We start from the raw sequence: 13,803 nt of genomic DNA, 5'->3' as shown, positions 1-13,803 counted from the left end.
CTAAATACGAGGAGTATTATGATGAAAAGATTATTTAGCTTTACTCTGTTAACTACTATTTTTATATTAGGAGCCTGTGGAATATAGAGCAAGAAGATTCTCAAGTTGAAAAAGAAGTGAAAGAGGAAAGTGCAGTAAGTGAAGCAGCAGTAACTGTAGCAGAAAGCCAATTAAGTGTAGAAGTAGAGGAAAGTGAAGTAAGTGAACAGAATAGTGAACCTATAGGTAATGAAACGGATCCACTGAAAATTGCTATGAATCTGGTAGAGCAGGAGATGTCAAAGCAAGTTGGATTAAAAGAGTGGGAGATCACCGAAAATTACATTACTTCCGATGAAATCGTTGATAATATAGCTGATTATGACAAACCTGTGGGAGAAATGAGGAAGTTGTGGGTCTCTGGGAATGTTAAAGCAACTGCTACCGATGAAGAGGGCGGTGCTACAGGGGATTTTGGTTATGAATTGCAACTCTATCAAATGAAAGATGATCCGACATGGTATATTGGAGAACATTATGGGGTCTTAATTGGTCTTATCGTAACAGAGAAACCAGAGGTAGACGAAACAGGAATGGAACTTAGTGATAGCGAAGAACTGCCGACTTCGAATGTACCTATGGACAGTGATGAAACAGTAGAATATGATCAGGAAACGGAAGATTATTATGAGGGATTTTAATAATAGTATCTAGTTTTTAAATATAACGAGCGATTATACTTTTTTGCATTAATACATACTATTTAGAGAGACTATGATCCAATAAGACTCTAGACGTTTACAGAAAAGAAACAATTTAAACATTCAATAATCCATTTTTAATAAATGTATTTAATGAGAACATAGTGAACTATAACTTTATTTTTCAAAATCAGGCGCTTCTCTATACAAGAGAATGCGTTTTTTTTCTATAGGTTTAGTCAAAGAACTCCTGCTTTTTTATTTCCAACGTTAAGCGTATTTTTTCTCTAATCTCTAATATAGCTTCCCTATTACGCCTTTTCATGTACTTTACTGAATAGTAAATAATTTGATATATTAACAAAAAATTCATATCTAGTTAATAGTTGAACTTTATACTTATCATAATGAGATTATGAGGAGGTTCACTATGAGAAAAGAAACTAGAAAGAATGTAACAAAAGTTTTGGCATCTCTCTTAATTTTTTCTGTAATATTTATGGATTTTGCAATGGTTTTCCCTACTAATAGGGTGCTAGCTGTAGAGTCTAATAATATGACGGAAGACTCTGAAGTAGAAATAGTAGAAGAAGATTCCTCCACAGACACGGATCAAGAACTAGACAAAACGGAACAAGATAGTGAGACTGTTGTTGAAGAACCTGAGCAGGGTGATCAGCCGAACAGTGATGCTGAACAGGAAGGCGAACCATCACCATCCCAAGAGGAAGAAGGTATCTCTGAGCCAGTCGTAGAATCACCAGAGGAAGTACCAACAATTAATGAAGAAGATACATCTACAGATGAGGAAGAAACAGATAAACAAGAATCAATAGATAATCCAAAAAGTGAAGAAGAAATTGACTTTAATACACTACCGCAACTACTTCTAACAGAGGTTATGCCAAATAACAATGGAACAGATGATTTCGAGTATTTTGAGCTATATAATAATTCAAATCAATCGATCATTCTTGACCCTCATAACCTTGCTATTCGTTATACAGACGGTAGTGGGAAGGAGGATGTTCAAATAGATTTCTCTGAGGCAACAATTGATTCCGGCCAGACACTTGTATTTTGGCGAAATGCTGCAGGCAGCGAGTTAGCTGATTTTAATGCCCATTACGAGACGACCTTATCTCAAGAAGATGTTGTCGAATATACTGGAACAGGTTTCAGCAATAGTGGAAACCGTGCGCTAGTTGTCAAGAACACGAGCAACGAGGTTATTATTTCTGCGAATTATTTATCTGAAGATATTGCTAGTGGGAAAGTTGTAGACTATCAGTATCCGACAACTGGAAATGAAATGGTAAAGTACCAAACACTTAGTGATCCGAATCCTGGTTCACTGATTAATGAACAAGTGCCAGATCAAAAAGTGATTCTATCGGATCATACAGCACCTACCATTAATCATGAGGAAATAAAGGAAATTGAAGCAGGAAAAGACATGAAGATCGAAGCGAGTATAGTAGATGATCAAGCTGATATTTCTGCAAAACTTTACTATCAAACGAATAAGCAAGATAGTTATCAGATGATAGAAATGACCAATATAGAAAGTAATACCTATCAAGCTGTCATTCCTAGTGATGAATTACGAGCTGAAACACTAACCTATTATATTTCGGCTACAGATTCTAATCATCGTGTCTCCTATCCAACTTCAATAGACAAACGGATAGAAATTTCAATCAAAATGGAAGAAGAAGTAGACGAAGATTTCAATAATTATCCTCATTTGTTAATTACAGAACTTGCACCTAATTCAAAAGGTGGTGGAACAGACAATTACGAGTATTTTGAACTATACAATAATACGAATCAGTCACTCTCATTAACTAATTATACGTTTGTCTATCGATATACTGATTCAGGAGTAGATGTTCCATTTCAGATTCCAGCAACTACAATTGAATCTGAACAGACACTTGTTTTTTGGTATAACAATAGTGGAAAGGAGCTAAGTGACTTCAATCAAAATTTCGATCGCGACTTAACAGATAAACAGGTAATTGAAGTTACCGATACTGCATTCCCAGGCTTTGCTAATGGTGGGAATCGCGCGCTTTTAATAAAAGATAATCAAGGAGAACAGGTTACGTATGCTGATTATCTTGGAATTGACAATGATAATACTGGAGCTGTTATCGCGTACCAGTATCCGCGAGAGGGATCGAATATGGTTAAATATAGAACTATGGCTGATCCCACACCAGGTATTATTGAATCTGAACAAGTACCGATAAGCACGGTATTAATTCCTGAAATAGAAAAAGACACCGAAGCTCCACAAATGTCACACACACCGGTGACAGAAGTTGATGCCTTTACCTCGATTGAATTAGAGGCAATTATTACAGATGATAAAGCTATTCCGGTAGCGACTTTATATGTTAAAGGTGAAGATGACGAGCAGTTTACTTCATTTGCAATGAGTCCAGACCCGGAGAATCCTAGTAATTATGCAGTAAGTATCCCCGGTGTATATGTTGAATCGGATATAACATATTATCTCGAATCAACAGATGGAACAAATATAAGTAAATCAGACGAATATAAGATAACGGTTCGTAAAGAGGATGTGGATTTTAGCAAGGTGCCTGGATTGCTTGTTACAGAAGTAGTTCCTGATAGTACAAATGTCGGAACTGCAGATGGTTATGAGTTTATCGAAATTTACAATAACACAGATCAAGCAATTAACTTTAAAGATTATAAATTGCAATATCGTTATGGTTCTGATCCAGAAAGTGATATTACGTGGCCGTCCATTCCAGTTGATGTTGTTATCCCATCAAAAGAAACACTTGTTTTTTGGATAGTTAATGGCCAGAATGATGCACAAACTGTGGCGGATTTTAATTCGAATTATAATACGAGTTTAGTGGAAAATGAAGATATTGTTAAAATATATAGTGCTGGTATGGCAAATGGAAGTATGCGCGGTTTACTAATCGCAACTAATACAGGGCAAGAAATTTCGATCGCTTATTATAATGATGTAGAAACAATCGATGATACACAAGCTGATAAAGGTATTGTTTATAAATTTCCTGTAGATGGATCGAACGTCATGGACAAGATTAGTGCTGGATTGATATCTGCAACTCCTGGAAATGTTGAAGCATTCCAAGTACCAAAACAGCAAATTACAATGCCAACTGATGAGCATGCACCAACGATTGAAAACCTTACGGATGAAAATGATGTGTTACAAACAGATAATATAGACATTTTGGCAGACGTACAGGATGAACTGGAAGTTAAGACAGTTCAAGTATATTATAGAACGAATGAACAAGAGACTTTTCAAACGGCACTATTAACAGAGGATTACGATGATATGCTCTATCACTATCGGATATATTCACCAGAAATAATTGGGAAGGAATACGTCGAATATTATTTTGTTGCATCAGATGGGGTCAATCAAGTTACAAGTGACAGCTATCAAGTTAAAGTGACAAATGATTTAAATGATTCAAGTTTACGTCTAAACGTAAGCGAGGGAGAAATAGTAAACGGTGAAAAAGTGATCAAAGGTACCTCTAAGGATGACCTCCCGAATGACATTACCTTGTCTATTGATGGTGTAAAGCAAATAACGAGTCTGTATAATACAATTGAACATAAAGCCTATTTTGCATACGAGGTTAGTGGAATTAATACGTATTTCCAAAATGGTGTCACAATTGGTGATGAGATTATTCATATATTTGATGACTGGATGGCACAATGGGAAACGATTACTGTGCCAATTGAAGCAGATCAACTTCAAATTGGAGAGAACACGATAACGATACGTGCAGGAAATAAAGCAACGCCATGGGAGGGTGATCCTGGTGAAAATCGGGATGATTATAATCTTAGAAATGTCCGTCTCGTATTAGCGGATGGAACAATTTTAATTGATCCAACACATGGAGATCCAAATCAGGTATATGATATGGGTGACGATGGTACCGACCGGATTTCAGAAGACTTTATTTTTACAGTTAAGGATGAATTAGCTTCATCACAATCTTATCTTTGGGATACAACAACTATTTCTGACGGTGAACATCTGATTACTGTGGCAGATAGTGATGAAGAGCTCCAAACGACTGTACTTGTCGATAATACCGCACCAACGATTACAACAACAATAGAAGAAGGAAAAGAATATAAAGGCGCATTTGAAATTGATGCGACAATTTTAGATGAAATTGCAGGGGTAAAGAACAGTGAAGTATCGTTAGATAATAAGAAAATTGAGCTACCTTACCAGACATCATCGGGTATGTTGCCTGCTGGTAGCCATCAATTAAAAATAGAGGTAGAAGATCATGTTGGTAATACAGCTATATTAGAGGTTGATTTTTCAGTAGTAGATGAAAATCCAAAGAAACCTGGTAGTAATTCAGATGAATTAAATGATTCTGTTACTGGTGATCCTGTTTTAAAAGTGCGCGTTACTGATCCGGAAGGTGACGATATGGACGTAGCTTTTTATCAAGGATACCAATATGAGCCGAGTGATTTGAATCAGGTAAAATCATTTAGTGGTGCATCAGATGTGGAACCGCCAAATACACCAGTTCCAGAAGGTGAAGCAGAATTTAGTGAAGCGGATATTTCTTTGACTTCTAAACAGGATCAGGAATACATGATAACAGATTCAACCACGCAATTTCCGTATCATCGTTTTGATGTCACGGTAGATAGTAAAGTGGATGAAAACGATATTGTTGAGTTTGTTTGGAATGGTAACTCTTTGTCAGGAAGAAAAGTAACGATGTATGCATGGAACCATTCGTTGAGTCAGTGGAATATCGTTGATTCTGAAGTAGCAGGAGAAAATGATTTTGAACTAAAAGGCTCAGTTGTTGTAAGCGATTTTGTAAAAGATAGTAAAATTAATGTCATCGTTCAAGATGAAATCCCAGAGACTCCTGAGGAATATGATTATACATTTGTTTGGATGTCAGATACACAGTACTATTCAGAAAGTTATCCATATATTTATGATAGACAAACACAATGGATTGCAGAAAAACAAGAGGAAATGAATATTAAATATGTGTTTCATACGGGTGACCTTGTTGATGAATCTGATAAGGAAGTTCAATGGGAAAATGCAGACAATTCGATGCGTACATTAGATGAGGCAAACATTCCATATGGTGTGCTGGCAGGAAATCATGATGTCTCGCAAAAAACAAATGATTATACAGCATATTATAAGTACTTCGGAGCCGATAGATTTGAAGATAGATCTTATTATGGTGGATCATATCAGAATAATCGTGGTCATTTTGATCTCATTTCTGTAGATGGAAATGATTACATTATGGTTTACCTTGGTTGGGGAGTAGAAGATGAAGGGATTAAATGGATGAATGACGTACTTGCTGCATATCCAGATAGAAAGGCGATACTCAATTTTCATGAATATATGCAGGCAACTGGTACACGTCACCCGCTTGGTGAGAAGTTATACGAAGAAGTTGTTTTACCGAATGAAAATGTATTTGCGGTTCTTTCTGGTCATTATCATGAGAGCCAATTATTAGTAGACGAAATTGATGATGATGGAGACGGAAATACAGATCGTAATGTCTATCAGATGTTGGCTGATTATCAAGGAGGTCCAGAAGGTGGACAAGGCTACATGCGATTACTTCATTTCGATACGGATAATAATCGAATCATGGTTAATACCTATTCGCCTTACCTTGATGATTATAATTATTATGATACAGATGCCTATCCAGGGAAAGATGAGTTCGTATTGGAGCTAGACTTAGCAGCCACAGATAAGCGTGTTGCTACAGATTATTTTGCTGTTAATGTATATAGTGATACAGAGATTGGTTTGGTTAAGGACGTCTCAAGTGGTGAAATAGCGGAAGTAACTTGGAAGGGACTAGAAGAAGATAAAACCTATTCATGGTACGCAGTAGTCACCGATCAATTCACAGGTAAAACGACATCAGATATCTGGTCCTTTATAAAAGGGGACGATATTCCGATTGAAGTTCCTGTTGAAGAAGATAACGAGGATCAAGAGAATGAATCACCAACACCTACTTCTCCTGTAGATGAAAATGATCAACCTACTCCTCCAGAAGTTCCAGGTGAAACGGTTGAGAATGATGGCGAAGATATAATAATTGAACCTGTTTCGAATGAAAATACGTTAAATGAAATAAAAAATGAACAGTCAAATCCTCTGTATGTTGAAACAAGCGATAGTGATGACGGAGGAACAAGTGGACTTGCAAACACGTCGACAAATATGTTTGATTGGCTATTAATTGGTTTCCTAAGCATCATCATGGGTCTAGTATTACTAGTCTATTACAGATACAGAAGAAAACAGATGATTATCTAAGAATAATAACTTAAAAACGCCTTCGTTGAGTGAAAAGCGAAGGTGTTTTTTTTTATAATTTCTGTACTAATAATTAATTAGTAAAACAAGAAGGAAATAGTCGCAAGGCACTATTATAGAAGATAACGTCTATTTGAAGTACCTTGTAACCCCAAATTATTCTTTAATCATAGTATCCATAAGTTTACGCATTTTTATTAGGAGCAGACCTTTTGTTTCCTCAGCAAGATCAACTTCATCCATAGATTTCTCCATAGTGTCTAACCATAATGCAGCATTTTCAGGTGTGGTTTGATAACTGTGTCTTTCTAGAACTTGTTCTTTTTGTTCTTCGTCTGATGTGGCATGTTCCTCATTTAATAGACGTGCAATAAAAATCTTTTGTCGTGCTTTAAGCTTTTCAATATCTACATTTCGTTCAGCGAACATCGTAGTATAGTAAGACTCTTTTGTTAGGTTTTGATAAAAATTTTCAACCAACGCATCAATTACAGACTGATTTATAACGTTGTTAGAAACTTCTACAGTCCCAACCTTATAATCAATGTTTCCAACAATTGATTTTCCGATAAAACAGTTATCTTTAGCTGTATCTGCGACTTGTTTGTAATTAGAAAGCATTAAATTGTCCCCACCAATGATGGTAGGATGAACGATTAATTGTTCGAATTTAGTTGTTAAAGGATAACCGGTAACAATCCCTTCTACACGAACCTCAACGTGATGAACTGGTAATTTATTATTGACCAAGCTACTGTATAACGTACCACTATAGCAAGTTGCAACTGCGCTAATTAACAAGTCTTCTGGAGTAGTTCCAGAGCCTTTTCCCCCCATTGAAGTGGGACTTGAGAATGTGATCGGTCGCTCGTTAAGTGTTACTGACCCTTCACCATCACTTCCGGTTCCATGCCAATCTACATTTGCTTCAAACTTTATATCTGCCATGATCTATTCCACCCTTTCCTCGTGTTTCTTCATTATATCGAACTTTTATGTAAGAATAATTGATTTATATCATTTATTTATTTATTTTTTAAAAATTAAGGCGATTTTGTGATCAATGCTAAGAACATTATGTGTGATTGACTTGTACTTAATCTGGATTTGCTGGAGGTAAGGTTGTAACCTGATTTTTATACATAAAGGTTAAAATAGTGGTACAATAACATTTGTTTTTGTTTATCTCTCATGATTAATGATTTGGAGGATATAAGGATGTTCCAGTTTATAAACCACAGAGCAGCAACGCTTTTTCCTGGTTACTTTGCGCTAGTAATGGCAACGGGTGCATTATCAATAGGCACTCATTTACTAGGGTATGTTTTTTTCGCTAATGTCTTACTATATATCAATACAGTTTCTTATATTGTTCTATGGGCTTTGACACTGCTACGTTTGTGTAAATATTTCAAAAAATTATTAAGTGATATAACAAGTCATACTATAGGACCTGGATTCTTTACATTAGTTGCTGGAACATGCGTGTACGGCAGCCAACTAATTGTTGTTGGTAACATTATTGTGATACCTTTGATCCTTTGGTTCATTGCAATTTGTTTGTGGGTGATTGTTATGTATACCTTTTTTACTGCAGTCACAATAAGTAAAGATAAGCCTGCTTTAGCCGAAGGTATCAATGGTGCTTGGTTAATTGCTACCGTTGCAACGCAATCGATATCTATACTTGGTACGTTGTTATCACCACACGTTGAAACAGGCAGAGAGGTTATTCTATTCTTTACGTTGTGTATGTATTTTCTCGGGTGTATGCTTTATTTAAATATTATTACATTAATCTTTTATCGCTTTACTTTTTTAGGATTAAAATTTTCAGCATTAACGCCACCATATTGGATTAACATGGGTGCTGTTGCTATTACAACGCTAGCAGGTTCGACGCTTATACTACACCGAGGCTATTGGGAATTGATAGATGTATTTTCATCCTTTTTAAAAGGCTTCACCTTATTTTTCTGGGTTGCAGGTACTTGGTGGGTTCCCTTACTACTCATACTGATGATATGGCGTCATATTTATCATCGCCACCCTTTATCCTATGAGCCACAGTTATGGGGAATGGTGTTTCCATTAGCAATGTATACAACAAGTACATTGCAATTATCAAAGGCACTTGAAGTTGATTTTCTAAGTTTCATTCCGAAGATCACGGTGTTTATAGCTATTATTGCGTGGTCAATTTTATTTTGTGCTCTTATAATAAATCTCTATAAAGGTATAAAAACAGAAGTAGTTTCAATTAAGGTTTAGAATAAGTAAAAGTACATTTAATTAAGCTATAAATCATAAAATCATGTGATTATAGGAGTCAAACGATTAGATGGATATTTTTCCATCTTGGTGCTTGACTCCTTTTTCTTTTCTAAAAGTTAAATGGTATAATTATCAAAAGAAATAATTTAAAAATTAAAGGAGAATTTTATATGAAAAGGGTTGGAATTGTTGGTGGATTAGGTCCAGAATCTACCGTTGATTACTACCAGTCTATCATCGCTAAATACCAAGAACGGATGCAAAGTAAAGAAGTTCTACCTGAAATGTTTATTAATAGCATCAATATGTATCAAGTTTTTGAATTTATTAATAACAAGCAACTAGATGGGTTAACGAACTACCTTGTTGATGCTGTTAAAAAGTTGGACGCCGTGGGGTCTGACTTTGCGATAATCTCGGCAAACACACCTCATATTGTATTTGAAGAAGTCCAAAAACAAATCCCGATTCCAATGATAAGTATTGTTGAGGCCACATATAATAAGACTTTGGAGTTTGGCTTGAAAAATATTGGATTAATCGGAACGAAATACACAATGGAAAATGACTTTTTTAAATCTCCATTTACATCACGGAATAAAAAAGTCACTGTACCAACGGAATCTGAACAGCAATATATCCATGGTAAGATTGTAGCGGAACTGGAAAATGGGATTGTGAATAATGAGACCAAAATAAACTATTTGAACATAATCAAACGGATGAAAGAAGAGGAAGGTATCGAAGGAGTAATTTTGGGCTGTACAGAACTTCCCATGATTATTAAGGGAGAAGATTTGGATATCCCCGTTTTTAATACTACAGAAATTCATGTCAACCGAATTGTAGATACAATTTTTAGATGAGCGATTAGAAAGTAATTTAGTTGAAATCGATTATTTATAATTATTTTTCTAGGGCCTACACCTTTTGATGTAGGCTTTTTGCTATACTAAAATTTTTTAAACATAATTGAAAATGTACTTAGAACTCGAATGAATTTGAGTGATTGAGGCGAATTATCTTATGATCTATTATTATCCAAATAAAACTACACAGTGCTCAATTAATAAAAATCGACAATCGAATAATAAAATGTCGAAACAACACTAAATATCACGTTTTTTCGTTGCGGTGTCAATAATTTGCTTGTATTATACTTGTATATCAATTTTTTTTAGCTGACACCAATATCTACGAAAAATTTTATAGAATTGACCTCTTTCATTATATTTTGGTGTAAGATTGGATACTGCGGGAAATGATACTATTTTTATCCATTTTTGAAAAAAATAAGCAGCTCAAGTACTTAAGAACGTGAGGTGAATGGAGATTATGCAGTATAAGAGAGAGACAGCGTTTCGTTATGCTTTTGAACAACCAATTTCTGCACTATTTAGAATAGAAAACATTAATGGGAATTCCGTAACTACTTCTGCTGGAGAAGCTAAAATAATTGACATAAGTACAGAAGGGGTCAAATTCACTTCAAAATTGAATATACCAGAAACAGACAAGTCGATCCATCTAGTCATATCTTTTGAATTAAATAAGCAAGAAATGAAATTTAAAGGGATAATAGTTTGGAAGAAAAAAAACCATACTACAAATGATTATGGTGTTAATCTAATGATTGAAGAAAATGCTAAAAAAGAGTTAATAGAACAATTGAAAATATATTCAAAAAAAGTAAAAGGTAATATTGATTAAACTTATTCTTAAATTAATTGTTTGATTTATTTGAAATCGAATATTTATAATTATGTTTCTAGAGCCTACACCATTTGATGTAGGCTTTTTGCTATCCTGAATTCTAATTAATTAATATTTTTCGACAAAAAATTTAAAATACCCCCTCAAATAAAAATAATTCCACGTATTAATAGTAGATTCCTAATTTCAATAAAAACAAAGGCAAAACCATTGAAAGGTGGTGACGCTAAGCTAGAGGGACTAAAAGGTAAATATGCCTATGTCAGCCAGTTGCGATAAGTGAAATAGATACGTTTTTTGGCATTATATTATTCGTGTGAGGGAGAGAATTATTTTGAAAATAAAAGACATATGTGCTACCGGTTTTTTGATAGTCGGCGTATTATTTACTAGCAATTCTGTATATGCAGAAGTTGATACGAGTCAATTAAATGAAATTGAGGACTTGAACAATGAGGATGTAATAGAAGATACAGGTTTAACACCAGATAACTTCTTTTACTTTTTAGATAAAGCAGTAGAAAATTTGCAATTACTACTTACAACTGATTCAGAAAAGGAATCGGAGCTTTTACTTCAAATAGTAGCAGAACGTTTATCAGAATCAGAACAAATGGTTGATGAAGAGCAAGAAGAATATATGAGTGAATTAATTGAGGAATATTTAGTTGCATTAGAAAAGGCACAAGAAGAGGTTGCAGAAGTTGTATCCAATGAACAAGTTGAAGAGGATATCAAAGAAACATTAGCAACTGAATTGGAAGACTCCACAACGGTAACAGAGGAAGTAACAGAAACTATAGAAGAAGAAAAGTTAGTAGAATTTGAAGAAAGGCAACAAGAAGCTTATTTAGTAGCAAATGTTGTAAAAGACCTTGATCCCGAAAAGGTTGCGGAATTACGTGCTCAAGAGCTTGGGTTTGGTCAAATTGTTAAAGTGGTCACTTTAGCAGAAGAGAGCGGTAAAACAGAGGAAGAAATTATTGCTTTATTACAAGAAGGTAAAGGATTTGGTGAAATAGCGAAAGAGTTGAATATCCACCCTTCTCAAATCATGAAAAAGGTAATGGCTAAAAAAGAAAAAGAAATGGAGCAATTGCTAGAAGAAGCGAATGCGTCTGGTGATGAAGAGGCAATCTCGAAACTATCTACTTCATTAGCAAACCTTGATATAAAGAAACTAGATTTTAACGTCACATATGATGAATTGACGGTTGAAGATAAAGCGGTTGTGGATGAAACAGAAATAGAAGTAGTTTCTGATGAAACAACACAAGATGAGGCAAACGACACGATAGTTGAAACGATAGAAGAGACTGAAAATGAATTAATAGAGGAAACAACATCAGAGAACACAGAAGAAGTGGTTGAAGATGAGGTAGAAAACGAAAGAAAAGAAGAAACAAACGAATTGTCCAAAGTAGCTACTGAAGTTGCAGAGGCTGAGAAACAGGCAGCTAAAGAAGAAAAAGCAAGATTAAAAGAGTTAGAGAAAGAAGCGAAACAACAAGCAAAAGAAGAAGCTAAAAAAGAGAAAGAAAGACTAAAAGTATTAGAAAAAGAAGCAGCAGAACAAGCGAGAGAAGCCGCAAAAGAAGCAGCAGAGCAAGCGAGAGAAGAGGCAAAAGAAGCGAAAGAGAAATTGAAAGAAGAGAAGAAAGAACAAGCTGATAAAGCTAAAGAGGCAGCAAAAGGAAAACAAAACAAAGAAGACTAAAGGTAAAATGAAGGAGCCCTATTTTAGGGCTCCTTAAGTCTATTATATTGTTCTTATAAGTAAGAAGATTTAGATGATAGATTCAAATATATGAATAGACAAGTTTTGGTTATTTACCTATACATAAAAAAATCGTATGCTTAGAGTTCAAATGACTGATGATTGAGGGGTGAATAGGGTGCATGAAACTGAAGTGAATCACTATATAAAAGCTGCATCAAATGGTGATGACATTGCTAGAGAGAAATTAATTAATCATCATAAACCCTATATTATCAATACAGTTGGACATGTTTGTAAAAGATTTATCACGTGGAGTGATGAAGAGTCTAGTCTAGGATTACTAGCATTTGATCGCGCAATTGACACATATGATAGTTGCGCTAATAAAAGCTTTCTAAATTATGTATATTTACTTATTAAACGAGAGTTAATAGACTACTTTCGTCGAGAAACTAAGCTAAAACATATACCATTAGAAGTAGAATCAATTAATAGTGAGGATTCAGTAACTGTTTATGATGTTGATCATTCTATGGATACGTATCACCAACATCTTCAACAAAGAGAATTAGTGGAAGAAATTCTGGAATTAAGCGAAATCTTAAAACAATTCAACATTGAATTTGAAGAATTGGAAGCATGTTCCCCTACACATCGGAAAACGAAAGCAAACTTGATTACAATTGCGAATGATTTTATTCAAAATCCAGAGTTAGTAGATTTCTTTTTAAAAAAAAAACGTTTTCCTGTTACTAGATTTATAGAAGTGTCTGGTCATCGATTAAAAACGGTTGAGAGACATAGGAAGTATATCGTGGCTTTGGTTGTTGTACGACTGCATCCAGAATGGCGACAACTATCTGCCTATATACAAGTAACATTCGGAAATGAGGGGAAATCATGAGGTCAAACCGGTTTAATGGAGTCGTTATAAAAGTCACTGCACACTATATTACAATCTTGTGTAAGGATGGTAACTTTAAAAACATGCCGCGTTCAAAGAATGAATTTCCACAACTAGGAGATTCATATAC

General features: G+C 34.8%; 8 protein-coding genes, 1 pseudogene and 1 riboswitch. Of the genes and pseudogenes, 8 read left to right on the top strand and 1 reads right to left on the bottom strand.

What is annotated here, in order from left to right:
• Positions 1 to 116 precede the first annotated feature (116 nt).
• Positions 117 to 680 carry a hypothetical protein gene (locus DM447_RS15155; RefSeq protein ID WP_112182027.1) on the top strand — a complete coding sequence of 188 codons (564 nt, stop codon included), beginning with the start codon at positions 117 to 119 and terminating at the stop codon, positions 678 to 680.
• A 430-nt stretch (positions 681 to 1,110) separates the two neighbouring features.
• Entirely contained in the window at positions 1,111 to 7,062 is a 5,952-nt protein-coding gene (locus DM447_RS15150) for a lamin tail domain-containing protein (RefSeq protein ID WP_112182026.1), read from the top strand.
• Positions 7,063 to 7,218: 156 nt separating this feature from the next.
• On the opposite strand, the gene DM447_RS15145 is transcribed toward DM447_RS15150, so the two are convergent.
• On the bottom strand, positions 7,219 to 8,010 hold the full coding sequence (locus DM447_RS15145; RefSeq protein ID WP_112182025.1) for an OsmC family protein: 792 nt from the start codon (positions 8,008 to 8,010) through the stop codon (positions 7,219 to 7,221).
• Between the two features lie 270 nt (positions 8,011 to 8,280).
• Between DM447_RS15145 and DM447_RS15140 the strand changes: the two genes are divergently transcribed.
• The 6 genes and pseudogenes from DM447_RS15140 to DM447_RS18870 form a co-directional block, all read left to right on the top strand.
• Positions 8,281 to 9,333 (top strand): tellurite resistance/C4-dicarboxylate transporter family protein, encoded by a 1,053-nt coding sequence (locus tag DM447_RS15140; RefSeq protein WP_232824133.1) that lies wholly within the window; start codon positions 8,281 to 8,283, stop codon positions 9,331 to 9,333.
• 173 nt (positions 9,334 to 9,506) lie between these two features.
• Entirely contained in the window at positions 9,507 to 10,202 is a 696-nt protein-coding gene (locus DM447_RS15135; RefSeq protein ID WP_112182023.1) for an aspartate/glutamate racemase family protein, read from the top strand.
• Between the two features lie 469 nt (positions 10,203 to 10,671).
• Complete coding sequence (locus tag DM447_RS15130; RefSeq protein ID WP_157967335.1) at positions 10,672 to 11,046, top strand: PilZ domain-containing protein; 375 nt, start codon at positions 10,672 to 10,674, stop codon at positions 11,044 to 11,046.
• 193 nt (positions 11,047 to 11,239) lie between these two features.
• Positions 11,240 to 11,327: riboswitch (cyclic di-GMP riboswitch) on the top strand.
• A 56-nt stretch (positions 11,328 to 11,383) separates the two neighbouring features.
• Positions 11,384 to 12,766, top strand: coding sequence for a DUF5667 domain-containing protein (locus DM447_RS15125; protein ID WP_112182021.1), 1,383 nt, complete (start codon positions 11,384 to 11,386; stop codon positions 12,764 to 12,766).
• Positions 12,767 to 12,944: 178 nt separating this feature from the next.
• A complete protein-coding gene (locus DM447_RS15120) occupies positions 12,945 to 13,673 on the top strand; it encodes a sigma factor (protein WP_157967334.1) in 729 nt (242 codons plus the stop codon).
• A pseudogene (locus DM447_RS18870) lies at positions 13,670 to 13,795 on the top strand (anti-sigma factor domain-containing protein); the annotation flags it as partial. The gene DM447_RS15120 and the pseudogene DM447_RS18870, both read left to right, overlap by 4 nt.
• Positions 13,796 to 13,803 lie beyond the last annotated feature (8 nt).

Origin of the sequence: Paraliobacillus zengyii (assembly GCF_003268595.1) — a bacterium.
Lineage (GTDB): Bacteria > Bacillota > Bacilli > Bacillales > Amphibacillaceae > Paraliobacillus_A > Paraliobacillus_A zengyii.
The sequence above is the reverse complement of the archived record's forward strand: the minus strand, read 5'-3'. Positions and strand labels throughout refer to the sequence as shown.